Genomic DNA, 25,563 nt, shown 5'->3' on the forward strand with positions numbered 1-25,563 from the left:
CCGGATGCGAATCCGGCCTTTTTTTTGCGCTAAGTTTGTGCCATCAGCGCGAGATAGAAATATCTACTTAGCGACTACGGAAGACAATGCGGCCTTTGCTCAGGTCGTACGGGGTCAACTCGACAGTCACTTTGTCGCCCGTCAGGATGCGGATATAGTTTTTGCGCATTTTACCGGAGATATGAGCGGTAACCACGTGCCCGTTTTCAAGCTCTACGCGGAACATGGTGTTCGGTAACGTATCCAGTACGGTACCTTGCATTTCAATATTGTCTTCTTTGGCCATCGAATCCTCTGGGTGTACTACCAAACTGTTGAACCGGCAAGATAATGCCGAATTCCATGATTTATGTAAAGAACCGTTGATGATTTTGCCAACGCTTCGCCGTGCGTCGCGCCGTTGCGCGTGCAGTACGGATAAATTAGGGTGTTTTTTGACGTCTGCGGGGGATTAGCGGGCTAAGAATCTGTAGCAATCGGCATCAGTTGCACAATCAAAACAGCTTCGGGAAATGTGTGAGATTCCCAACCTGGCAATTCCGGCTCGCCACAGCGAAGCGCGGACGACATACCAAACTCGCTTATTGTATCACTTTTGTCGGGAATTGTGTGCAAAACATCGGTGACCGATGTCAAAAAAGGGTTTGTGTGTGCCAGCAACTCTCGGAAACCGGTTGCCATGCTAGCGTTTGCACGTACTGCAGATAATCAACGCGAGGAATTTCCACCGCACCGAGGGACGCGGTATGCGGATTCAGCACCTGACAATCAATCAGCCGGCCCTGATGCGCCAGAAAATGTTGTGCGAACACCCAGAGCGCGGTTTTCGAGGCATTTTCCTGACGGCTGAACATCGATTCACCGCAAAAAATTTGCCCCAGCGCCAGGCCATACATCCCGCCGACCAGTTGCTGCTCGCACCAGACTTCAATCGAATGTGCATGGCCCAGTTCGTACAACCGCATCCACGCACGTTTCACTTCGAAAGTGATCCATGTCCCTTCCTGACGGCCGCTGGCGCAGCCTTCCAGCACCTGCGGAAACGCATGATTCATGGTGACGCGATACGGTGAGCGCTTATGGAAGCGCGCCATACTGCGGCTGAGATGAAAAGATTCTGGCAGCATGACCGCGCGGGGATCCGGCGACCACCAGAGAATCGGATCGCCAGGAGAAAACCACGGAAAAATGCCTTGCTGATAAGCATTCATCAGGCGGGCAGGGGAGAGATCGCCGCCCATCGCCAATAATCCATTGGGCTCGCGCAGCGCCATTTCCGGTGGTGGGAAATTTAATGAATCTCGTGAAAGCTGTATCAGTCTCATTGCATCAATCACACTCAGGGCTGTTGGCTAAGACTATAGCGTAAAGCGCTGATGGAAACGCCAGTAGCGGCCTGCTTTTGAGATTAATTCGGCGTGCGAACCGGATTCGATAATTTGTCCCTGATCCATAACGCAAATGCGGTCCATGGCGTCTAAACCACTTAAGCGATGCGTCACCATAATCAGCGTTTTGCCGCGGGTGACGTGTTGCAATAACGCCAGAATTTGCTGCTCGGTGCTGGCATCCAAACCTTCGGTAGGTTCATCCAGCAGCCACAAATCGCCATCATGCAGCAGGGCACGCGCTATTGCCAGACGACGCAGTTCGCCGCCGGACAACGGTCGACCGCCATCGCCCATCCACGCATTCAATCCTTCGTTGTGTTCGGCGAGATGGGCCAGACCCACCTTGTTCAACGTATCAACCAGTTGCTCATCGCTGGCATCGGGTTTTGCCAGCAGGAGATTGTCGCGCAGCGTTTGGCTAAACAGATGCACGCGCTGTGTTACCACGCTAATTCGGCTACGCAACGAAGCTTCATCCCAGGCGGCGAGATCGCTATCGTTGAGGCTAATTGAACCTTGCTGCGCTTCCCAACCGCGGGTAATCAGCGCCAGCAGACTGGATTTGCCGCAGCCGGTTGGACCGAGCAGCGCCAAATGCTCACCTGCATTTAACGATAGGGAAAAATGCTGCAACACCGGTTCGGGGCGCTGCGGATAGCTGAAGCGGATGTTTTCCATTTTCAGGCTGATATCTGATGGGCTACTGATTTTTGCGCTGGGAAAACGGATCGCGGCGGGCTGTTCAATGATTTCCTGTACCCGCTTAGCGGCGCTGGTCACCTGCGACAGCGGCAGAAACGCTCCGGCAACCGGGGCCAGCGCTTCAAACGCCGCCAGTCCGCAGAACACAAACAGCGCGATCAATGCGCCCGGCGAACTGTTTCCACCCACGCCATTCGCGGAAATCCATAGCAACAGCGTAACCGTCGCGCCGCTGATGACCAGCAACAGACTTTGCGCCAGTGCCTGCAGGCAATGTTGTCTGCGTTGCGCCTGTTGCCACTTCTGTTCATCGCTATCAAGTTGGTCGCGCCACTGTTGTGCTGCACCATAAATTTTCAGCTCAGACAGGCCAGTAATCCAGTGCGTCAACTGCACGCGCCAACTGGCCTGATGCTGGGCGATTTGGTGTCCGGCTGAGGTGCCAAGCCGCCAGAACAGCGGCGGCATGAGCAGCAGCGTCAAAAGCATCATACCGCCGAGCAGCAAAGCTAACGGTACATCCAGCAGCGCCAAACCGCAGGTGACCACCACAATTACCACCGCTGCACCGATTAACGGCGAGATCACACGCAGGTAAAGATGATCGAGTGTATCCACGTCGCTGACAAAACGGTTGAGCAATTCGCCATGACGAAAACGAGCCAGCTGTTCCGGCGATAGGGCGATAAGTTTGCTAAAGGTGAACACGCGCAAATGTTGCAAAACGCGGAAGGTGGCATCGTGGCTCACGAGGCGCTCAAAATACCGTGCAGCCGTGCGCGTGATCGCCGCGCCGCGCACGCCGGCAGCGGGCAACATATAGTTGAACGTATACAGTCCTGCTACGCCCGCCAGCGAAGAGGCGGCAAGGAACCAGCCGGATAAAGTCAGCAATCCGATGCTGGCAAGCAAAGTGATAATGGCGAGAATAATGCCAAGTCCCAAACGCCATGGATGACGGCTAAACAGACGCAGGAAAGGCAACAAATTATTCATTATGCGATCTCCTTCTGACGATGCTGCGCCATTTCACGCAAAGGTCCATCTTGTTTAATCAGCTGCTGCCAGGGACCTTGTTGCACCAGTTGCCCGGCCTGCATCACCCACACTTCATCCCAGCTAGCGAGCTCGTTGAGTTGATGCGTGATCATCAGCGTGGTTTGCTGGGTGGCCGCCTGCTGCAGTGCGCGAATAACATGTTGCTCACTTTGGCTATCCAGCCCAGAACCGGGCTCATCAAGCAGCAGCAGTTGTGCCGGTTTAAGCAGGGCTCGCGCCACGGCAATACGCTGCGCCTGACCGACGGAAAGCCCCACGCCGCCATCGCCTAAAAGAGTATCTAATCCGTTTGGCAGACGATCTAAAAACTCGTCAACGCCCGCGCGCTGCAGAACTGAAATGAGCGTAGCGTCATCAATGGGGCTATTAAGCAGCAGATTTTCGCGTAGCGTTTGCGCGGGTAAATGCGGATTCTGGCCAACCCAGGCAATATATTGTTGCCAGCTATCGCGGTTGATATCACGCAGCTCCTGCCCATTAACCTGCAGTGAACCTTGATAAGGCAGGAAACCCAGCAAGACGTTCATCAGCGCGGTTTTGCCTGCACCGCTTTGTCCTACCAGCGCTACACGTTTACCAGTATCGAGAGTGAAATTGAGCGATTGAGAGAGCGCTTCACCGCCAGCAGTCATGACCACCAAATTCAGAGCCTGAATATGCAGCGGTGTAGTGAGAGAAAGCTCGCGAGAAGCATGCTCTTCGTGTGGATCGGGACTTTCGCGTAGAAACTGGTCCAGCGCATCAGCTCCGCCAATCGCTTGCGCTTTGGCGTGATAAAAGGTGCCTAAGTCGCGCAACGGCTGGAAAAATTCAGGCGCCAGAATAAGTGCCAGGAAACCAGCAAACAGCGTTACACCGGTGCTGTAATGACCAAAATTCAGTTCGCCGAGATAAGAGAAACCGAAATAGACCGCGACGACAGCAATCGCCAGTGAGGCAAAAAATTCCAGCACGGCAGATGAGAGAAACGCCAGGCGCAACACTTCCATAGTGCGTTGCCGAAAATCGGTGGTGCTGGCGGCAATTGCTTCTTGCTCTGCCGCAGCGCGATAGAACAGGCGCAGCGTTTCACGTCCACGCAGACGATCGTAAAAATCACCACTTAGCCGGGCGAGAGCAACAAAGTTTCGGCGATTGGCATCTGCAGCGCCCATGCCAACCATCGCCATAAATAGGGGAATCAGTGGCGCGGTGACCAGCAGAATCAATCCCGCCGCCCAGTTAATTGGAAAAATGGCGATCAATATGGCTAACGGAATAAAGAGTGCCAGCGACATCTGAGGCAGATACCGCGCGTAGTATTCCTGCATCTCTTCAATTTGTTCGAGCAGCAGCGTAGCCCAACTGCCTGCTGGCTTACCTTGAATCCAGGCGGGACCGAGCACATTGAGTCGATCCAGAACCTGCTGACGCAGCGCACGGCGAATGGCAACGCCGGCGCGATGTCCTGCCATTTCGCGGGCGTAATGCAATCCGGCGCGCAAAACAAAGCACAGCAGCAGCAACAGAAAATCGGTGAGCAGTGATGCGCGCGGTTGCTGTGCGACAAGCAGATTTTGCAGCAGCGAAGCCAGTAACCAGGCTTGGGCGATAATGACCAATGCGCCAGCAAAACCCAGCAGCGAAGCCGCACGTAAGTTGCGCGCACCGTGATGACGTTGCTGACGGAGCCAGCGGAGAAGTTCTTGTTGCCGTGATTTGTTCATGCGATGCCGTTTGGTAACTCAAAAGAGATGTAAATCCCGGATGAAAACCCAGCAATATCGGGCGCGTGAACTGTAGCACGCAGGTAACAAAAAAGGCGACCAAAACTGGCCGCCTTTTAGCGATTATGATCAGGTTATTAACAACTTACTTATCGTTTTTAACCAGTCCATCGAGGAAGCGTTCCGCATCCAACGCCGCCATACAGCCGGTACCGGCAGAGGTAATTGCCTGGCGATAGATATGATCCATCACATCGCCGGCAGCGAACACGCCTGGGATGCTGGTTTGCGTGGCGTTGCCGTGCAAACCAGACTGCACTTTGATGTAGCCATTCTCCAAATCCAGCTGACCACTAAAAATTGCGGTATTTGGACTGTGGCCGATGGCGACAAACAAACCAGCGACGTCCAGTGATTCAGCCGCTTCACCTTTGGTAGACAGCAGTTTCAAGCCCGTCACGCCCGTTTGATCGCCAACCACTTCATCCAGCGTGCGGTCGGTGTGCAGCACGATGTTGCCATTGCGCACTTTTTCCATCAGACGGTCAATAAGGATTTTCTCAGCGCGGAAACTGTCGCGACGGTGAATCAGATGCACTTCTGCAGCAATGTTAGCCAGATAAAGCGCTTCTTCAACGGCAGTGTTACCGCCACCAATGACGGCAACTTTCTGATTGCGGTAGAAGAAGCCGTCGCAGGTCGCACAAGCAGAGACGCCTTTGCCTTTGAACGCTTCTTCTGATGGCAATCCGAGATAACGTGCCGATGCGCCAGTGGCGATGATCAACGCATCAGCAGTGTATTCACCGCTGTCGCCGACCAGACGGAACGGACGGTTCTGCAAATCGACGGTATGAATGTGGTCAAAAATGATCTCGGTGTTGAATTTCTCGGCATGCTCCTGCATACGCTCCATCAACGCTGGACCTGTCAGATCGTTTGCATCGCCTGGCCAGTTCTCCACTTCGGTGGTGGTGGTGAGCTGACCTCCTTTCTCCAGTCCGGTAATTAACACCGGATTCAGGTTAGCGCGCGCTGCATATACTGCTGCAGTGTAACCGGCAGGGCCGGAGCCCAGAATGAGCAGCTTACTGTGTTTGGCCGTACTCATGCGTTCCTCAATTTTTTCTCTGACAACATAGTTTTTGATTGTAGGGAAATTAACGCTGCAAAAAAAGGCTCCAGCAATTTTGTTAACAATCACTGCGAGCGGCGTAGACGATGAGTGCAACTTTTGCACGCGCGTTGCGCCAAAAGGGGGCAATGCTCGGCAATTAGTGGTGCAGCAGCATAAAAATTCTCATTTAAAAACAGCAACCCAGAACTCTATCTGGCATCTTGTACTGAATTTGGATGTTTTACTTTGACAATCGCCTGCGCTTTTGCGAAAACATTGGGAGAAGCAGAGAATATTTAGCGATTCAAAACAGAATTTCATTTCTGTTTTGGGCTTTTTAGCCGAATAAACTCAGCCTGACATTGGTAGTGACGCATGATGTGGACAGACAACATGCGTCATACGGATGGACGCGTTACTGCACAGGCTTATGGTCTTCACTTCAGTAAGGCCCTGAACAATGAGCGTTTTCAGGGTGTGGCAGGTAAAGGGAAGGAATTAAGAGAGACAATAATAATGGTAGACAATAAGAAACGCCCCGGAAAAGATTTAGATCGTATCGACAGAAATATTCTGAATGAACTGCAGAAAGACGGTCGAATTTCTAATGTCGAGCTTTCCAAACGTGTTGGATTATCGCCAACTCCATGTCTTGAGCGCGTGCGCCGCCTCGAGCGTCAAGGCTTCATTCTGGGCTACACCGCGCAGCTCAACCCGCATTATCTGGATGCTTCACTGCTGGTTTTCGTTGAGATTACTCTGAATCGTGGTGCGCCAGATGTATTTGAACAATTTAACGCCGCCGTGCAAAAACTTGAGGAAACTCAAGAATGTCACCTCGTTTCCGGTGATTTTGACTACCTGCTGAAAACCCGCGTACCGGATATGTCCGCTTATCGTAAACTACTGGGTGAGACCTTGCTGCGTCTGCCGGGCGTAAACGACACCCGTACTTACGTGGTGATGGAAGAGGTCAAACAGAGCAATCGTCTGGTGATTAAAACCCGGTAGTGCAGGGCAGGTGCAAAGCTTGCAGGATTTCGGTACACTCCTGTGAATTCATACAGGACCAGCGTCGGGCATGCCCGACGTTGTTGCCTTCTTAATTTACAGGCACCTGGAGAGTTCTCTTGAGCCAGGAATATACAGAAGATAAAGATGTTTCGTTACAACCGCTGAGCAGTGGACGTCGTCTGCTGGAAGCGTTGCTCATTCTTGTGGCCTTGTTCGCCATCTATTTGATGGTGTCGCTGGTTAGTTTTAACCCGTCAGATCCAAGCTGGTCACAAACCGCATGGCACGAACCTATCCATAATCTGGGTGGTAGCGTCGGCGCATGGCTGGCCGATACGCTATTGTTCATCTTTGGCGTGATGGCCTACGCCATTCCTCCCGTCATTATTGGTCTGTGTTGGATCACCTTCCGCCAACGCGATCGTCAGGATTACATCGACTATTTTGCCGTTGGTTTACGCCTGATTGGCGTGCTGGCCTTGGTGGTAACGACCTGTGGTCTGGCGGCGCTCAACGTAGATGACATCTGGTATTTTGCTTCCGGCGGCGTAATCGGCAGCCTGGTCAGCAATGCGATGGCGCCGTGGTTCAGTTCGGCTGGCGGCACCTTGACGCTGCTGTGCGTCTGGGCTGCCGGCATCACGCTTTACACCGGATGGTCATGGCTGACGATTGCCGAGAAGATCGGCGGCGTGGTGATGGGTGTTCTGACCTTTGCCAGCAACCGTTCACGACATGACGAACCCTGGCAGGAAGAAGAATACGACGACGAAGAGCTTGCTGATGAGGTGTCGCCTCCGATGCATGCTGCACAGTCCGTTAATGACGACGATGATGTCTTGTTAGCTAAACCGCGCAAGGTGAGCGAACCGGTTGCTGCGGAGTTGGGCGACGATCCGCTGCTGGCGAAGGCGAGTGCGGCAACTGCCGCTGCAATTGCGGTTACTACGCAAGCTGCACAGCAAACTCCAGCTGCACAGCAAACTCCAGCTGCACAGCAAACTCCAGCTGCTATGCAGCCTGCTCCAGCCGCATCTGCCGAACCCGACGCAATGCCACGCGTTGCCGAAGCCACGGCTCAGTCGATTCCGGCTCCTCAGCCTGTTGCTGCAGCACAACAACCAATCGCGCAGCCTTCTGCTCCGCTCTATCGTTTCGAGATGCCAGGTGAAGCAGCACCTTCACCGTTTTCGCCGGCTGATGACGATGAGGGCCCGAGCATGGGCAACTGGCAGGATGCCGCTTCATCTTCTGCACCTTTAAACAGTCTCGCCGCCGCTTCACTTGCCGCTGGAGCAGTCAAAGCAGCGACATCACCTGCTGCTTATTCACCTGCCTTCGATATCGTACCTGAGCGTGATTACAACCCGCAGGTGAAGCAGGGCATTGGTCCAGAGTTGCCGCGTCCAAACAAAGTTAAGTTGCCAACACGACGTGAGTTAGCTTCGTACGGCATTAAGTTGCCCTCGCAGCGCATGGCGGAAGAACAGGCTAAAGATGCTGAGCAGCAACAGCCGGAAGTCACTGCGTCTTACAGCGTTCCTCCACAGGAAGAGGATGTTGAGCTGCAAGAGGCGCAGTTGCGTGAAGCCTTCGCGTCGCAGCAGCAGAATCGTTACGGTGAAAGCTGGCAGGAAGCGTCTGAGCCTGATGATGAGCATGCATTGCAGCAGGCTCAACTTGCACGTCAGTTCGCCGATCAGCAGCAGCAACGCTATACCGAACCTGAAGTGAAGGAAGCACCGGTATTTAATCTGGATACGTCGTCTGCCTTTGATTTTTCACCCATGAAAGATTTGGTCGACGATAGCCCGAGCGAGCCACTGTTCACTATTTCTGCATCGCCAGAGCCGGAAGAGCCCGCGCCGTGGCAACAACCTGCTGCGCCGGAGCCAGCGGCAATGCCGTCGTTGAGTGCTGAATCCAGCCCATGGTCGTCGCCGGAACAGGAAGCTTATTCTGCGCCGCCTGCACCAGTGAAACCTGCTGCGCCGGTGCAGGACAGCTTGTTCCATCCGTTCCTGGTTCGCAATGAACAGCCGCTGGAAAAACCTTCTACGCCGCTGCCCACGCTGGATCTGCTCACGTCACCACCGGCAGAAGAAGAGCCGGTGGATATGTTTGCGCTGGAGCAAACCGCGCGGCTGGTTGAAGCACGCCTGGCTGATTATCGAGTGAAGGCGGAGGTTGTAGGTATTTCACCTGGTCCGGTTATTACCCGCTTCGAGCTCGATTTAGCGCCAGGCGTTAAAGCTTCCCGTATTTCTAACTTGTCGCGTGACCTGGCGCGTTCTCTGTCTGCGGTTGCCGTGCGCGTGGTGGAAGTGATTCCAGGCAAGCCTTACGTCGGGCTTGAACTGCCAAATAAACATCGTCAAACCGTTTATCTGCGCGAAGTACTGGATTGCCCTAAATTTCGTGAAAACCCGTCACCGCTTGCAGTGGTGTTGGGTAAAGACATTGCTGGCCAGCCGGTGGTGGCTGATTTGGCGAAAATGCCGCACTTGCTGGTTGCCGGTACCACCGGTTCCGGTAAATCAGTGGGCGTTAACACCATGATCATTAGCATGCTGTATAAAGCCACGCCGGAAGAAGTGCGCTTTATCATGATCGACCCGAAAATGCTCGAGCTGTCAGTCTACGAAGGCATCCCTCACTTGCTGACCGAAGTGGTTACAGACATGAAAGATGCGGCCAATGCGCTGCGCTGGAGTGTTGGTGAAATGGAGCGTCGCTATAAACTGATGTCTGCGCTGGGCGTGCGTAATCTGGCCGGCTATAACGAGAAGATTGAGCAGGCTGCCGCGATGGGTCGACCGATTCCGGATCCGTTCTGGAAACCGGGCGATAGCATGGACACCACACCTCCGGTGCTGGAAAAACTGCCCTATATCGTGGTGCTGGTCGATGAATTTGCCGATCTGATGATGGCGGTCGGTAAGAAAGTCGAAGAGTTGATTGCTCGTCTGGCACAGAAAGCGCGAGCGGCGGGTATTCACCTGGTGCTGGCGACACAGCGTCCGTCGGTTGATGTGATTACCGGCCTGATCAAAGCCAACATCCCGACGCGTATCGCCTTCACCGTTTCCAGCAAGATCGACTCACGTACCATCCTCGATCAGGGCGGTGCAGAATCGCTGCTGGGGATGGGTGACATGCTGTACATGCCGCCAAACTCCTCAATGCCTGTACGTGTGCATGGTGCATTCGTGCGCGATCAGGAAGTGCATGCGGTGGTTCAGGACTGGAAAGCACGCGGTCGCCCGCAATACATCGAAAGCATTACTGCTGGTGAAGAGAGCGAGAGTGCAGCTGGCGGAATGATGGGCGATGAAGAGCTGGATCCGCTGTTTGACCAGGCGGTCTCTTTCGTGGTGGAAAAACGTCGTGCCTCCATTTCTGGGGTTCAGCGCCAGTTCCGTATCGGTTATAACCGTGCCGCACGTATCATCGAGCAGATGGAAGCGCAGGGCATCGTTTCTGAACCGGGACATAACGGCAACCGCGAAGTGCTTTCGCCGCCGCCACACGAGATGTAATTTATCGCGTGCAGTTGTCTGCTTATGGGCCAGTTAACACTGGCCCATTGTTTATCTGTTGGTCGATCCCCATATCTTCGGGAGCTTTCGGCTTTTTCTCCTGTCGAAGAGACAGGATGGCAACTACGTTTAATGCTGTAAGTGTCGGGAAACAATAAATAAGGAATCGAATCAGATGAAATTACGCGTTATTGCCTGTGGCCTGTTGGCCAGTTTTGTTTCCGCATCAGTATTGGCGGATGCGTCCAGCGATCTGCAACAGCGTCTTAATAAAGTGAACAGCTTCCATGCCAGCTTCAGTCAGAAAGTGACCGATGGCAGCGGTGCCAACGTGCAGGATGGTGAAGGCGAGCTGTGGGTGAAGCGCCCAAGCTTGTTTAACTGGCACATGACCGCGCCGGATGAAAGCGTAATTATTTCTGATGGCAAAAATCTGTGGTTCTACAATCCCTTCGTTGAACAAGCCAGCGTTAGCCTGTTGCAAAATGCAGCCAGCAACACGCCGTTTATGCTGATTGCGCGTAACCAGCCAAGCGACTGGAAACAGTACAACATCAAGCAGCAGGGCGATAACTTCGAGCTAACGCCAAAGAGCAGTGATGGCAACCTTAAGCAGTTCACCATCAATGTGACATCGTCTGGCACCATCAATAAGTTCAGCGCGGTTGAGCAAGATGGTCAGCACAGCGATTATCAGCTGAAGAGCCAAAACAACGGCGCTATTAGCCCAGACAAATTCACCTTTACGCCGCCAAAAGGGGTAACGGTGGACGATCAACGTCAGTGAGGTCACGGTGAGTAACCTGTCTCTGGATTTCGCTCCACCGAATGAGTTTCAGCCGCTGGCCGCGCGTATGCGGCCGGCGACGCTGCAACACTACATTGGGCAACAGCATTTGCTGGCGCCCGGGAAACCGCTGCCGCGCGCCATTGAGGCCGGGCATCTGCATTCGATGATTTTGTGGGGACCGCCTGGGACAGGGAAAACGACATTAGCCGAGATTATCGCCCATTACGGTAAAGCTGATGTTGAACGCATTTCTGCTGTCACTTCTGGGGTGAAAGAGATTCGTGAAGCGATCGAGCGTGCCCGACAAAATCGTCAGGTGGGTCGACGCACCATCCTGTTTGTCGACGAAGTCCATCGCTTTAACAAAAGTCAGCAGGATGCTTTCCTGCCGCATATTGAAGATGGCACCATTACGTTTATTGGTGCCACCACAGAAAATCCCTCGTTTGAACTCAACTCGGCGCTGCTTTCGCGTGCCCGCGTATATTTACTCAAGTCTCTTACCACTGCAGATATTGAACAGGTTCTGTTGCAGGCGATGCAGGATGACGAACGCGGTTATGGCAAAAGCGATATTGTGCTGCCGGATAATACGCGCCGTATGATAGCGGAACTGGTGAACGGTGATGCACGTCGGGCATTGAATACGCTTGAAATGATGGCGGATATGGCTGAAAGCAATGCCGAAGGCCAGCGTGAATTAACGCCACAATTACTCAACGAAGTTTCCGGTGAAAGAGCGGCGCGTTTTGATAACAAAGGCGATCGTTTTTACGATCTGATCTCCGCTCTGCACAAGTCTGTTCGCGGTTCAGCACCTGATGCGGCACTTTACTGGTATGCAAGAATCATCACCGCAGGCGGCGATCCGCTGTATGTCGCACGCCGTTTGCTGGCTATCGCCTCGGAAGATGTGGGTAACGCCGATCCGCGCGGCATGCAGGTTGCGTTAGCAGCATGGGATTGCTTTACGCGCGTCGGTCCAGCCGAAGGCGAAAGGGCGATTGCGCAGGCGATTGTTTACCTTGCCAGTGCACCCAAAAGTAATGCCGTTTACACCGCTTTCAAAGCCGCGATGCGCGATGCGCGCGAATTTCCTGACTACGATGTGCCGGAACATTTACGCAACGCCCCAACCAAATTGATGAAAGAGATGGGGCTGGGCAAAGAGTATCGTTATGCGCACGACGAGACTAACGCCTATGCCGCTGGCGAAGTCTATTTCCCGCCTGAAATGGCGCAGACGCGCTACTATCAACCGACTAATCGCGGGCTCGAAGGGAAAATTGGCGAAAAACTCGCCTGGCTGGCTGAGCAGGATCAAAATAGCCCGATAAAACGCTACCGCTGATAAACACCTTACGGTAAGGTGAGCAAGGATTTCATTGCATTCCATAGGGATGCAAGTCCCGCCATTCGTTCAATCAACCTTTTATTACACAGGATTAGCATGCTCGATCCCAACCTGCTGCGTAACGAGCCAGACGCAGTCGCAGAAAAACTGGCACGCCGAGGATTTAAACTGGATGTGGAAACCTTACGTTCGCTTGAAGAGCGTCGTAAAGTCTTGCAGGTAGAAACTGAAAATCTGCAGGCTGAGCGTAATTCCCGATCCAAATCCATCGGTCAGGCCAAAGCACGTGGGGAAGACATCGAGCCGCTGCGTCAGGAAGTGAACGCGCTGGGCGAACGCCTGGATGCGGCTAAAGCAGAACTGGATGCCCTGCAGAACGAAATTCGTGACTTTGCCTTCGCATTGCCAAACCTCCCGGTTGACGAAGTCCCGTTGGGTAAAGATGACAGCGAGAATCAGGAAGTCAGCCGCTGGGGCCAGCCGCGCCAGTTCGATTTCCCGGTGAAAGATCATGTTGAGCTGGGTGAAGCCGCCAAAGGTCTGGACTTTGCCGCCGCGGTGAAACTGACGGGTTCACGTTTCATTGTGATGCAGGGCCAGATTGCGCGTCTGCACCGTGCGCTTAGCCAGTTTATGCTTGACCTGCACACGCAGCAGCACGGTTATCTTGAAACCTATGTTCCGTATCTGGTGAATCAGGAAACGTTGTATGGCACCGGACAGCTGCCGAAGTTTGGTGAAGATTTGTTCCATACCAAGCCGCTGGGCGAAGAAGCGGGTAGCAGCAATTATGCGCTAATCCCTACCGCTGAAGTGCCGCTGACCAATCTGGTGCGTGATGAGATCGTTGAAGAAGAATCTTTGCCGCTCAAACTTGCTGCGCACACGCCATGCTTCCGGTCTGAAGCCGGTTCGTACGGGCGCGATACGCGTGGTTTAATCCGTATGCACCAGTTCGATAAAGTGGAAATGGTGCAGATTGTGGCGCCTGAAACCTCCATGGATGCACTGGAAGAGTTGGTGGGCCATGCAGAGAAAGTGCTTCAGTTGCTCAATCTGCCATACCGTAAAGTGCTGCTTTGCACCGGCGATATGGGCTTTGGCTCTTCCAAGACTTACGACCTGGAAGTTTGGCTGCCAGCACAGGACACCTATCGTGAAATCTCTTCTTGCTCCAACATGGGTGATTTCCAGGCTCGTCGTATGCAGGCGCGCTGCCGTAGCAAAACCGACAAGAAACCGCGTTTGGTGCACACGCTGAACGGTTCTGGTCTGGCAGTGGGTCGTACTCTGGTGGCTGTGCTTGAAAACTATCAGCAAGCAGATGGCCGCATCGAAGTGCCAGAAGTACTACGTCCTTATATGGGCGGACTGGAATTCGTTGGCTAATCAACGCGCAATTATATACACCCGGCAATGCCGGGTTTTCTGTTTCTTAAGCGGCAAAATAATTATTTTTTAGTCGGAATTAATAAGAAATAAACGTTATCGACAAGAAATGGCTATTAACCATTAAAAATCGTAAATTCAAATAGATAGATGCCGCACTTGTATCCCTCATCATGCTTCTAACCCTCTGAAGATAAAAAAAATAAATTGTTCCGCAGCAAATCGTGCGGCGACGAATTTTTGCACATTGACTTTAAGATAGCCGATGGCAAACTGCGCGCAATTATCGTCATTTCTTTTGGTTTTATTCCCTATGTCAACCTGGTCGCGCCCCGTCGTTTTGCTGCTTTGCGGCTTAATGCTTATGACGGTGTCTATCGCTGTGCTTAATACGCTGGTACCGCTCTGGCTTACCCATGATCAATTGCCAACCTGGCAAGTGGGAATGGCTAGCTCATCGTATTACACCGGAAACTTGCTGGGCACCTTGCTCGCGGGCTGGTTGATTACTCGTTATGGTTTTAATCGCTGTTTTTACCTCGCCAGCGTGCTTTTTGCCGTAGCGACCATGGGCATGGTGATACTGGATGGTTTCTATAGCTGGACATTACTGCGCTTTACCGCAGGTGTCGGTTGTGCACTGATTTGGGTGGTGGTTGAGAGTGCCTTGTTATGCAGCGGTACCGTGCGCAATCGCGGTCAGTTGCTGGCGGCTTATATGATCATCTATTACCTCGGCACTGTTGCAGGCCAGTTGCTGGTGAGCCGCGTGTCAACCGAGCTGCTCCACGTGATTCCATGGGTGACTGCACTGATTATCTGTGCGGTATTGCCGGTAGTATTTGTGCATGTCAATTCCAGCGCTGCGACAGAAGAAGCTTCAACGGGGCGCCTTTGGGTTATGTTGCGTCGTCGTAGTTCTCGTCTCGGCATCAATGGCTGCATTATTTCCGGTATCGTTCTCGGCTCACTTTATGGCTTGATGCCATTGTATCTGTCACATCAGGGCATGAGTGATGCAAACGTCGGTTACTGGATGGCGTTACTGGTCAGCTCCGGCATTGTCGGTCAGTGGCCGGTAGGACGTTTAGCCGATCGCTTTGGTCGCCTGATGGTGCTGCGTGTGCAAGTGTTTGTGGTTATCCTGGGTGCGATTGCTATGTTAGGTGATACTGCGATGGCGCCAGCGCTGTTTGTGCTGGGTCTTGCGGGTTTTACACTTTATCCGGTGGCGATGTCCTGGGCGTGCGAAACCGTCGCGCATCATGAGTTAGTGGCAATGAATCAGGCGTTACTGTTTAGCTATACCGTGGGCAGTTTGGTGGGGCCGGGAATGACGTCAATGCTGATGCAGAATTACTCTGACCGCCTGCTGTTTGTGATGATTGCTGCAGTTGCACTGGTTTATCTGGTGATGTTACTGCGCAAAGCCGATCATCAGGCTACTCCTGTCGCACATGCTTAACGCATTCCCATGAAATAGTAAAAAGGGGAGCCGGTGGTTCCCCTTTTGTTTGCGGTTAATACATCACTTCATGGCCGTAGCTGGCGAGGATATTCTTCACTCGCTCCATGGTTTCCTTGCTCGGCGGCTTAACAACATCCAGCTTGTACTCTTCGCCCATGGCGATCCATTTGTGTTTGCCTAACTCGTGGTAAGGCAGCAATTCGATCTTCTCTATGTTATCCATATCTTTGGTAAACTCACCCAAGCGATGAACGGAGTCATCATCATCGGAGTAGCCAGGCACCACTACAAAGCGGATCCAGGTGCGTTTGCCTCTCTTCTGCAGATAGCGCGCAAAGTCCAGCGTACGATGATTGGAAACGCCCACCAGAATCTGATGCACATCATCGTTAATCTGTTTTAAATCGAGCATTACCAAATCAGTGGCATCAAGCAATTCATCGATCACCGGATCGTAGCGACGAACAAAGCCGTTAGTGTCGAGACAGGTATGAATGCCTTCTGCCTGGCAAGCGCGGAACCAGTCACGCACGAACTCCGCTTGTAAGATCGCTTCGCCACCCGACGCCGTCACGCCACCGCCAGATGCATTCATGAAGTGACGATATGAGAGCGCATCCTTCATCAACTCTTCAACGGTAACTTCTTTACCGCCATGCGTGTCCCATGTATCGCGGTTATGGCAATACAAGCAGCGCATGAGGCAGCCCTGAAAAAAGGTAATGAAGCGGATGCCTGGGCCGTCAACGGTGCCGCAGGATTCAAAGGAGTGGATACGACCGATGGTTGACATTGCGATGAGTTCTCCAGGTGGGCCTGAATATCAGGCAGCACAATCTATGTTGTGCTCTAAAAGTGAAAGTCGATTTTGCCAGGTCGCCAGCACCAGCAAACTGGCAAAACGGACTTGTGGAGAAAAGGCTCCCGCAGGAGCCTTTCAATCTCAGTGAACTACGATTACAGCGACTGAGTGAACGTACGGGTAATTACATCTTTCTGCTGCTCTTTGGTGAGCGAGTTGAAGCGCACAGCATAACCGGATACGCGAATGGTCAGCTGCGGATACTTTTCAGGATGTTCCATCGCATCCAGCAACATCTCACGGTTCATCACGTTAACGTTCAGATGCTGACCGCCCTCAATATTGGCTTCATGGTGGAAATATCCATCCATCAGGCCAGCAAGATTGGTTTTACGCACGTTATCATCTTTACCCAGCGCATTTGGCACGATGGAGAAAGTATAAGAGATGCCGTCTTTCGCGTAAGCAAAGGGCAGTTTCGCGACGGAGGTCAGTGAAGCCACCGCACCTTTCTGATCACGGCCGTGCATTGGGTTAGCACCCGGACCGAATGGCGCACCCGCACGACGTCCGTCTGGCGTATTACCGGTTTTCTTACCGTAAACCACGTTAGAAGTGATGGTCAGCACTGACTGCGTTGGCACCGCGTTACGGTAGGTTTGCAGTTTCTGAATTTTCTTCATGAAACGTTCAACCAAATCGCACGCCATGTCATCAACGCGAGAGTCGTTATTACCAAACTGCGGATATTCGCCTTCAATTTCAAAGTCTACCGCTAGACCATCTTCATCACGAATGGTTTTCACTTTGGCGTATTTGATGGCAGAAAGTGAGTCAGCCGCAACAGACAGACCAGCGATACCACAGGCCATGGTGCGATAAACGTCACGATCGTGCAGCGCCATCAGTGAAGCTTCGTAGCTGTACTTATCGTGCATGTAGTGAATGATATTCAGGGAGGTGACGTACTGCTTAGCCAGCCAATCCATGAAGTGATCCAGGCGCTCCATCACGATGTCGTAATCAAGAATCTCGTCAGTGATTGGTGCTTCTTTCGGACCCACCTGCATTTTCAGTTTTTCATCAACGCCACCGTTGATTGCGTACAGCAGGGTTTTTGCCAGGTTGGCACGCGCACCGAAGAACTGCATCTGCTTACCGACAATCATTGGGCTAACGCAGCAGGCGATAGCATAGTCATCGTTGTCGAAGTCAGGACGCATCAGGTCATCATTCTCATACTGCAATGAGGATGTATCGATAGACACTTTTGCGGCGTATTTCTTAAAGTTAACCGGCAGTTTTTCTGACCACAGGATGGTCATATTTGGCTCCGGAGATGGCCCCATGGTGTAAAGCGTATTCAGGAAACGGAAGGTGCTTTTAGTCACCAGAGTACGGCCATCGACGCCCATACCCGCCAGTGATTCTGTTGCCCAGATTGGGTCACCGGAGAACAGCTCATCGTATTCAGGCGTACGCAGGAAGCGCACCATACGCAGTTTCATCACCAGATGGTCAATCAGTTCCTGTGCTTCTTCTTCAGTCAGTTTTCCGGCCTGAATATCGCGCTCGATATACACATCAAGGAAGGTAGATACGCGACCAAAGGACATTGCCGCACCGTTCTGAGATTTCACCGCCGCGAGATAGCCATAGTAAGTCCACTGAACGGCTTCTTGAGCATTGGCAGCGGGCAGCGAGATATCTGAACCATACTTCGCAGCCATCTCTTTGATCTGACCCAGTGCGCGGTGCTGTTCAGAGATCTCTTCACGCAGGCGAATGGTGGCTTCGAGGTCAACGCCATTCTCCATATCGCTCTGCAGAGAATTGAACTGCGCAACTTTGTCTTTCATCAGAAAATCGATGCCGTACAGCGCAACGCGGCGATAGTCACCGATGATACGACCGCGGCCATAGGCATCCGGTAAACCCGTCAACACGCCTGATTTACGGCAGCGCATGATGTCAGGGGTGTAAACATCGAACACGCCCTGGTTATGGGTTTTGCGGTAATCAGTGAAGACTTTTTTCAGCGCGGGATCAAGTTCGCGGCCATAAACCTTGCAAGAACCCTCAACCATTTTGATGCCGCCAAACGGGATGATGGCACGTTTCAAAGGTGCTTCAGTTTGCAGACCAACGATTTTTTCCAGCGATTTGCTGATGTAGCCGGCATCGTGAGAGGTGATGGTTGAAGCCAGATCGGTGTCAAAATCTACCGGCGCGTGGGTGCGGTTCTCGATTTTGATCCCTTCAAGTACGCTGTCCCACAGCTTAGTTGTGGCCGGCGTCGCGCCAGCGAGGAAGGATTCGTCGCCTTCATACGGTGTGTAGTTTTTCTGGATAAAGTCACGGACGTTGACGCTGTTCTGCCATTCGCCGGCGCTAAATCCTTCCCAGGCTGACGCCATTTTTTCATTCAGTTCGGACATGATATACCTGCCTTATTTAGGGAGACTTTGACGTATGGCGCGCTGACTCAGCACGCCCGTACCAATTCATTAATGCACCGGCTCATCGCCACGCAGATAGATTACCCAGTAGGTCAAACCGACTAATAATCCGCCGCCAATAATGTTGCCGATGGTCACGGGAATCAGGTTGTTAACAATAAAGTCACTAACGCTTAGTGATGGGAACTGTGCTGCGCTTGCACCAGCCATTTGCCAGAATTCCGGGCTGGAAAAATCACGGATAACGATGGCCATCGGGATAAGGAACATGTTGGCAATGCTATGTTCAAAACCGCAGGCAACAAACATCGCCACCGGTAGGATCATCGCAAACATTTTGTCCATCAGACTGCGGCCGGAATAACTCATCCATACCGCCAGGCAAACCATCAGGTTGGCGAGCGTGCCGAGACTCACTGCTTCAATAAAGGTGTGATGCATTTTATGGTCAGCGGTTTGCAGGACATTCAAACCCCAGGCACCATTCGCCACCATGTGTTCACCGGCTAACCAGATCAGCGCGACAAAGAACAGCGCACCAAACAGGTTACCGATATAGACCGTCAACCAGTGTCGACCGAGTTGCAGCCAGGTGATACGGCCGCTGGCTTTTGCTACCACGATCAAAACAGTTGAGGTGAACAGGTCAGCACCGCACACCACGACTAACATTAAACCGAGCGAGAAACAGATACCGCCGATCAGTTTTGCTATGCCGTAGGGCATTGCTCCACTTCCGGTGGTCGCAGTGATATAGAAGACAAATGCGATTGAGATAAATACGCCAGCAGTGATGGCAAGGAAGAAGGTGGTTAAAGGACGTTTAGTAGCTTTATATATGCCGGCTTCTTCTGCAACTTTCGCCATTGCCGCCGGTAATAATGAATTAAAAGGGTTGTCAGCTTTCACACTAACGCTCTCCAAAAATTGCCTGTAAAGATATTAACAAAGGAGTATAGGTCAGAAATTGATGTGGATCATATTTGACCGGAAGGTCGCTGATAAGCGAAGCGTAAATGCGTCTGAGTGCTGATTAAGTTATTGAATTTATTTTAATAAATAATTTTTAATTTATGCAAAATAAGTTGAAGGTGGCTGCGGCAAGACTAGATTTTGTTAAATATCATTAACGATTAAAGCTGAATTGTTATTTAATAATGCACTTAAATCTCTTTGTATAATCAATATAAAAAAACGGCACTGATTTTTTTTCAGTGCCATTGACCAATACCCTAATTTCTATAAATGGAAATTTAAGCGTTAAGGCTATTTTTGTGACCAATAACGACGTTTAGCTGTCTGCAGCTTTTCATAGGCAGCGAGTAATGATTGATGCGCAGGGAAAGCTTTCAGATCCAGATCGACCGCTTGCAATCCATAGAAGGGCGCTTCGCCACTGATTGCCGCTGAAGCAGCCTCAACAGCAGCCTGGCCGTACATACGAATAAAGGCGCGATGATATTGTAGCGGATCGCGTTCCTCTTCCATTGCCAGCAGCAGCAAGGTTTGCAGACAGCGGTAGTAGTTTGCGCGCTCTTCACTAAAGATGGACTGATTAAACTCCATCGTCCATTCAGTCCAGATCAGAGCCTGATCCAGGTCGCCGCCGGCCAGCGCCAGCATGGCTTTCAGCTCGCCGATACGCAGCGTGTACCAGCCATTATCTTTGCCTGATGCCAGACCCAGCAGCTCGCGCACGCGAGTAAAGTCATCATGACCTTCCTCATCCAGTTGCACAATCAGCTCGAGATAGGCTTCGGGTTCCCATTGGCTGTCTGGCAGCGCCAGCAGGGTTTTGCGCAGTGGTGCGCCCATGCTGTTATTTGCCAGCAGCAGATCTTCTGCTGGATAAATATCAGACATGCCCGGCACGATAATGCGGCAAGCGTAAACACTCAGATGTTCATAGTCAGCGATATAGACTTCTTTATCTTCCGCACGGAAGATCGCCATTAGCGTATCAAACTCTTCGTGAGTGGTACCCGCAAAGCTCCAGTCGACGAAAGGATAATCGGCATCGTCTTTAAACATATCCCATGAAATCAGGCCGCTTGAATCGATGAAATGCGTTTCCAGATTAGCGTGTTCCGCTACCTCTTCATCATCGAACGTCGGCGGTGTGAACACGTCGAGATCTTTCAGACCACGGCCCTGCAGCAGTTCAGTAACGGTTCGCTCCAGTGCGACGCCAAAGTCCGGATGTGCGCCAAACGAAGCGAAGCAGGTACCATTTGCTGGATTGAACAGCACAACGCAGATAACCGGGTATTTGCCGCCGAGTGACGCATCGTATGAGAAGATTGGGAAACCTTCTGCTTCCATACGTTCAATTGCTTCAATTACGCCAGGATAACGCTGCATCACCTCTGCTGGAATTTCTGGCAGGCTGATGGATTCGGCGATGATGCGATTCTTAATATGACGCTCAAACACTTCAGAAAGACCCTGCACACGCGCTTCGTTCGCAGTGTTACCGGCAGACATACCATTCGAAACGTACAGATTACCGATGATGTTCATCGGGATATACACTGTTTGCTGGTCAGATTGACGGGTAAATGGCAGGCCACAAATTCCACGCTCGTCATTGCCGGATTGCAGATCAATCAGCTCAGAAGCACCCAGGCTCTCATCAGGATCATAGAACTTGCGCAGGCGCGCATCCAAAATGCCTTCTGGCAGGCTGTCGTCCTCGGTGAGCGGGAACCATTTTTCATTCGGATAGTGAACAAAATCACCATTAGCGATGGATTCACCCAACCAGAAATCGGCGAAGAAATAGTTAGTAGAGAGGCGCTCAAAATATTCGCCCAGCGCTGAAGCCAGAGCGGCTTTTTTGCTAGCACCTTTGCCATTTGTAAAGCACAGCGGGCAGTCGCGATCGCGAATGTGTACTGACCAGACGTGTGGCACCGGATTCAGCCAGGAAGCTTCTTCAATGTTGAAACCAAGGTCTTGCAGTTTCTGCTGAAAGCGAGCAATGGAATCTTCCAGTGCGGCGTCTTTTCCGGGGATAAACGTTTGCGTCATGGTGGCGCTCTCTTAAGTCAATGGGGTGGGCGTAAAGCGCGCAATAATACGGGTTTTATGCGTGCTTCGCTATTCAGTCAGCCAAATTTATCTCAGACTGGTTAAGGTTGTTACGCCATTCCGCTTGCCGATTTTTCTTTCTGGAACAACCTCACAAAATTCCATGGCTGAATGCATTTATGACATAAGCTGCGGTGGAGCTGGCTCTGGAAATGTGATCGCTGCCGGATTAATGATTGCAGCTATCTGGAGGCAATGATAAAACCGGTTGGGTATTCATAACCGTTCGATATGACAGTGGTGAGGGGAAATGACTCAGGTTTATAATTTTAGCTCTGGCCCGGCTATGCTGCCGGTAGAAGTGCTCCGTCGCGCAGAACAAGAACTGACAAACTGGCACGGATTAGGCACCTCGGTGATGGAGATCAGTCACCGCAGTAAAGAGTTTATTGCTGTTGCAGAAGCGGCAGAACAAGATTTTCGCGATCTGCTGAAGATCCCATCCAACTACAAAGTTTTATTCTGCCATGGCGGTGCGCGTGCGCAGTTCGCGGCCATTCCCGGCAACTTGCTGGGTGATGCAAAAACCGCGGATTATATTGACGGCGGTTACTGGGCTCACAGCGCAATTAAAGAAGCCGAGAAATTCTGCTCGCCAAATACCATTGATATTAAAACCACGCGTGATGGTAAGCGTGCTTTATTACCAATGCGTGAATGGCAGTTAAATGATGATGCGGCTTATGTCCATTTCTGCCCGAACGAAACGATTGATGGCATTGCTATCGATGAAGAGCCGGATTTTGGCGATAAAGTCGTAGTTGCCGATCTCTCTTCTACTATTCTGTCTCGTCCAATCGATGTGAGTCGCTATGGCGTGATCTACGCTGGCGCGCAAAAAAATATTGGCCCGGCGGGCTTAACCTTAGTGGTTGTGCGCGAAGATCTGCTAGGCAAAGCACAACGTTATGTGCCTTCTATCCTTGATTATAAGGTGCTGGCCGAAAACGAATCGATGTTTAACACTCCGCCGACTTTCGCATGGTATCTCTCTGGCCTGGTATTCAAATGGCTGAAAGAGAAGGGCGGCGTGGCTGAGATGGACAAACTGAATCAGGCAAAAGCCGACTTATTGTATGGCGTGATTGATAACAGTGCGTTTTATCGCAACGATGTCGCAAGCAAAAACCGTTCACGTATGAACGTGCCATTCCAGTTAGCCGATTCCTCATTGGACAAAGTGTTCCTGGAAGAGTCTCTCAAGGCTGGGCTGCACGCGTTGAAAGGCCATCGCGTGGTTGGCGGTATGCGTGCATCGATCTACAATGCGATGCCGCTGGAAGGCGTTAAAACGCTGACTGAGTTCATGGTCGATTTCGAACGTCGCCACGGCTAATTGCTTTTTCATGCCAGCTTGTCTGGTATCAGACCCCGTCACACGATGGGGTCTCGTATTTTCTGGAGATTTGGTTTCACATGCAGGACTCCCTGACTCTACAACCGATTGCTCGCGTTGACGGCACGGTAAACTTACCGGGTTCAAAAAGCGTCTCGAACCGCGCACTCTTGCTGGCCGCGCTGGCAAAGGGCACCACCCGCCTGACTAACTTGCTTGATAGCGATGACGTTAAGCACATGCTGAATGCCCTCAAAGCGCTGGGTGTCAGCTATACGCTCTCAGACGATCGCACCGTATGCGAAGTGGTAGGTAACGCGGGCCCTTTACATGCTGAAAAACCGCTTGAGCTGTTTCTCGGTAACGCAGGTACAGCGATGCGACCTTTGGCTGCCGCGCTGTGTTTGGGCGAGCAGTCAATCGTTCTGACTGGCGAGCCACGCATGAAAGAGCGTCCGATTGGTCATCTGGTTGATGCACTGCGTCAGGGCGGAGCAAAGATTGACTATCTCGAACAGACCGATTACCCGCCAGTGCGTCTTAATGGTGGTTTTGTTGGTGGGGAAGTCAGCGTCGATGGCAGTGTATCCAGCCAGTTCCTCACGGCATTGCTAATGACCGCGCCACTGGCGCAGCAAGACACCATCATCACCATAAAAGGCGATCTGGTTTCTAAGCCTTACATTGATATCACCTTGCACCTGATGCGTTGCTTTGGTGTGGATGTTGATAATCAGGACTATCAGCGTTTTGTGGTTAAAGGGCAGCAACAGTACCAGTCTCCGGGCGATTATCTGGTGGAAGGTGATGCGTCTTCTGCATCATATTTCCTCGCTGCCGCTGCCATTAAAGGGGGTACCGTACGTGTAACCGGTATTGGCCGCAACAGCGTGCAGGGCGATATCCGTTTTGCTGATGTGCTGGAAAAGATGGGCGCAGTGATTGAGTGGGGAGATGACTATATCTCTTGCACACGCGGATCGCTGACGGCAATCGATATGGATATGAACCATATTCCCGATGCGGCAATGACAATTGCAACTACTGCACTCTTCGCTCAAGGCACCACGTTGATGCGCAACATCTATAACTGGCGCGTAAAAGAGACCGACCGCCTTGCTGCGATGGCGACTGAGTTACGCAAAGTGGGGGCGGAAGTAGAAGAAGGACACGACTTTATTCGTGTTACACCCCCGACTCAGTTGCAACATGCGGATATCGGTACTTACAACGATCACCGTATGGCAATGTGCTTCGCACTGGTGGCTCTGTCGGATACGCCGGTAACCATCCTTGATCCAGGCTGCACTGCGAAAACTTTCCCGAGCTATTTCCAGCAGTTGGCGAAAATCAGTCATACTTCCTGATCGTCTAACCCGGTGCACAGCGCCGGGTTTCTTTGCTCTCTTCTGGCCTTATCAGGCGGAAATTCTTCTGAATCTGTCTATATTTCTAGCGCTGTCTACGCTAAAGGGTACTAACCCGACGCAGGCAGCGTATAATGCCGCGCAATCCAGGCGGCCTGGAAGGGCTGACAATAAGCACGCAGCAACAGGAGAGAACAATGACGGCAATCGCCCCGGTTATTACCATCGATGGGCCAAGTGGCGCGGGTAAAGGGACTTTATGTAAAGCGATGGCGGAGTCGTTGCAGTGGCACTTACTGGATTCTGGCGCTATTTATCGCGTTTTAGCATTGGCCGCACTTCACCATCAGGTAGATATTGAGTCCGAGGAAGCATTAGTACCGATGGCTGCGCATCTTGATGTGCGTTTTTTATCGGTTGACGGTGAAATGCAGGTGATTCTTGAAGGTGAAGATGTCACCGGTGAAATCCGCACGCAAGAAGTCAGCAACACCGCATCGCGCGTTGCCGCTTTTCCGCGGGTGCGTGAGGCATTGCTTCGACGCCAACGCGCATTCCGCGAAGAGCCCGGTTTAATCGCCGATGGACGCGATATGGGAACCGTGGTTTTCCCTGATGCGCCAGTGAAAATATTCCTCGACGCTAGCTCGGAAGAGCGTGCGCATCGCCGTATGCTACAGTTGCAGGAGAAAGGCTTTAATGTTAACTTTGATCGCCTTTTATCCGAGATAAAGGAACGCGACGACCGCGATCGTAATCGTGCCATCGCCCCTTTAGTGCCTGCCAAAGATGCTCTGGTACTGGATTCAACCAGTATGTCGATTGAGCAAGTGATTGAAAAGGCGCTTGATTATGCTAAGCGTAAGCTGGGCATTTAATCTTTCGGCAACCGAATTGCTGTAACCCTGTACCAAGGACCCGGTGCAGGGCATGTGAAACAACCCCATCCGACAATGAAGTCAGGTGGACGTTAAATTGAA

General features: G+C 52.0%; 18 protein-coding genes. 9 read left to right on the top strand and 9 right to left on the bottom strand.

Annotated elements, in window-relative coordinates:
- Positions 1 to 67 precede the first annotated feature (67 nt).
- The 5 genes from infA to trxB all read right to left on the bottom strand — a co-directional run bounded on the left by infA (position 68) and on the right by trxB (position 5,969).
- Complete coding sequence (gene infA / locus FCN45_RS06755) at positions 68 to 286, bottom strand: translation initiation factor IF-1 (RefSeq protein WP_002211347.1); 219 nt, start codon at positions 284 to 286, stop codon at positions 68 to 70.
- Positions 287 to 632: 346 nt separating this feature from the next.
- Positions 633 to 1,325 (bottom strand): leucyl/phenylalanyl-tRNA--protein transferase, encoded by a 693-nt coding sequence (gene aat / locus FCN45_RS06760; protein WP_137385481.1) that lies wholly within the window; start codon positions 1,323 to 1,325, stop codon positions 633 to 635.
- Between the two features lie 33 nt (positions 1,326 to 1,358).
- The gene (gene cydC / locus FCN45_RS06765) at positions 1,359 to 3,089 is read right to left on the bottom strand and encodes a cysteine/glutathione ABC transporter ATP-binding protein/permease CydC (RefSeq protein WP_137385482.1); all 1,731 of its coding nucleotides are present in this window, start codon (positions 3,087 to 3,089) and stop codon (positions 1,359 to 1,361) included.
- Positions 3,089 to 4,858 carry a cysteine/glutathione ABC transporter permease/ATP-binding protein CydD gene (gene cydD, locus FCN45_RS06770; RefSeq protein WP_137385483.1) on the bottom strand — a complete coding sequence of 590 codons (1,770 nt, stop codon included), beginning with the start codon at positions 4,856 to 4,858 and terminating at the stop codon, positions 3,089 to 3,091. The genes cydC and cydD overlap by 1 nt, the downstream gene beginning before the upstream one ends.
- 145 nt (positions 4,859 to 5,003) lie before the next feature.
- Positions 5,004 to 5,969: a thioredoxin-disulfide reductase gene (gene trxB, locus FCN45_RS06775; protein WP_137385484.1), complete on the bottom strand. Its 966-nt coding sequence runs from the start codon at positions 5,967 to 5,969 to the stop codon at positions 5,004 to 5,006.
- A gap of 522 nt (positions 5,970 to 6,491) precedes the next feature.
- Here trxB and lrp point away from each other — a divergent pair.
- The 6 genes from lrp (at position 6,492) to FCN45_RS06805 (ending at position 15,526) form a co-directional block, all read left to right on the top strand.
- Entirely contained in the window at positions 6,492 to 6,986 is a 495-nt protein-coding gene (gene lrp, locus FCN45_RS06780; protein WP_006118610.1) for a leucine-responsive transcriptional regulator Lrp, read from the top strand.
- Between the two features lie 119 nt (positions 6,987 to 7,105).
- Positions 7,106 to 10,528, top strand: a complete 3,423-nt coding sequence (locus FCN45_RS06785; RefSeq protein ID WP_137385485.1) for a DNA translocase FtsK 4TM domain-containing protein — start codon at positions 7,106 to 7,108, stop codon at positions 10,526 to 10,528.
- A gap of 175 nt (positions 10,529 to 10,703) precedes the next feature.
- Positions 10,704 to 11,315 carry an outer membrane lipoprotein chaperone LolA gene (gene lolA / locus FCN45_RS06790; protein WP_137385486.1) on the top strand — a complete coding sequence of 204 codons (612 nt, stop codon included), beginning with the start codon at positions 10,704 to 10,706 and terminating at the stop codon, positions 11,313 to 11,315.
- A gap of 7 nt (positions 11,316 to 11,322) precedes the next feature.
- Positions 11,323 to 12,669 (top strand): replication-associated recombination protein A, encoded by a 1,347-nt coding sequence (locus tag FCN45_RS06795; RefSeq protein WP_137385487.1) that lies wholly within the window; start codon positions 11,323 to 11,325, stop codon positions 12,667 to 12,669.
- Between the two features lie 99 nt (positions 12,670 to 12,768).
- The gene (gene serS, locus FCN45_RS06800; RefSeq protein WP_137385488.1) at positions 12,769 to 14,061 is read left to right on the top strand and encodes a serine--tRNA ligase; all 1,293 of its coding nucleotides are present in this window, start codon (positions 12,769 to 12,771) and stop codon (positions 14,059 to 14,061) included.
- 313 nt (positions 14,062 to 14,374) lie between these two features.
- Positions 14,375 to 15,526: an MFS transporter gene (locus FCN45_RS06805; RefSeq protein WP_110865841.1), complete on the top strand. Its 1,152-nt coding sequence runs from the start codon at positions 14,375 to 14,377 to the stop codon at positions 15,524 to 15,526.
- A 55-nt stretch (positions 15,527 to 15,581) separates the two neighbouring features.
- Here FCN45_RS06805 and pflA read toward each other — a convergent pair whose 3' ends face one another.
- From pflA to ycaO, 4 genes are all read right to left on the bottom strand, one after another.
- A complete protein-coding gene (gene pflA, locus FCN45_RS06810; RefSeq protein WP_137385489.1) occupies positions 15,582 to 16,322 on the bottom strand; it encodes a pyruvate formate lyase 1-activating protein in 741 nt (246 codons plus the stop codon).
- A 164-nt stretch (positions 16,323 to 16,486) separates the two neighbouring features.
- Positions 16,487 to 18,769, bottom strand: a complete 2,283-nt coding sequence (pflB, locus tag FCN45_RS06815; protein ID WP_137385490.1) for a formate C-acetyltransferase — start codon at positions 18,767 to 18,769, stop codon at positions 16,487 to 16,489.
- 69 nt (positions 18,770 to 18,838) lie between these two features.
- Positions 18,839 to 19,699, bottom strand: a complete 861-nt coding sequence (focA, locus tag FCN45_RS06820; RefSeq protein ID WP_101760961.1) for a formate transporter FocA — start codon at positions 19,697 to 19,699, stop codon at positions 18,839 to 18,841.
- Positions 19,700 to 20,056: 357 nt separating this feature from the next.
- Positions 20,057 to 21,820: a 30S ribosomal protein S12 methylthiotransferase accessory factor YcaO gene (gene ycaO, locus FCN45_RS06825; RefSeq protein WP_137385491.1), complete on the bottom strand. Its 1,764-nt coding sequence runs from the start codon at positions 21,818 to 21,820 to the stop codon at positions 20,057 to 20,059.
- A gap of 310 nt (positions 21,821 to 22,130) precedes the next feature.
- On the opposite strand from ycaO, the gene serC reads away from it, so the two are divergent.
- The 3 genes from serC (at position 22,131) to cmk (ending at position 25,461) form a co-directional block, all read left to right on the top strand.
- Positions 22,131 to 23,216: a 3-phosphoserine/phosphohydroxythreonine transaminase gene (serC, locus tag FCN45_RS06830; RefSeq protein WP_137385492.1), complete on the top strand. Its 1,086-nt coding sequence runs from the start codon at positions 22,131 to 22,133 to the stop codon at positions 23,214 to 23,216.
- An 80-nt stretch (positions 23,217 to 23,296) separates the two neighbouring features.
- Positions 23,297 to 24,583, top strand: a complete 1,287-nt coding sequence (gene aroA, locus FCN45_RS06835; RefSeq protein ID WP_137385493.1) for a 3-phosphoshikimate 1-carboxyvinyltransferase — start codon at positions 23,297 to 23,299, stop codon at positions 24,581 to 24,583.
- A gap of 197 nt (positions 24,584 to 24,780) precedes the next feature.
- Positions 24,781 to 25,461 (top strand): (d)CMP kinase, encoded by a 681-nt coding sequence (cmk, locus tag FCN45_RS06840; protein ID WP_137385494.1) that lies wholly within the window; start codon positions 24,781 to 24,783, stop codon positions 25,459 to 25,461.
- Positions 25,462 to 25,563 lie beyond the last annotated feature (102 nt).

Source organism: Pantoea sp. SO10 (assembly GCF_005281435.1).
Classification (GTDB): Bacteria; Pseudomonadota; Gammaproteobacteria; order Enterobacterales; family Enterobacteriaceae; genus Pantoea; species Pantoea leporis.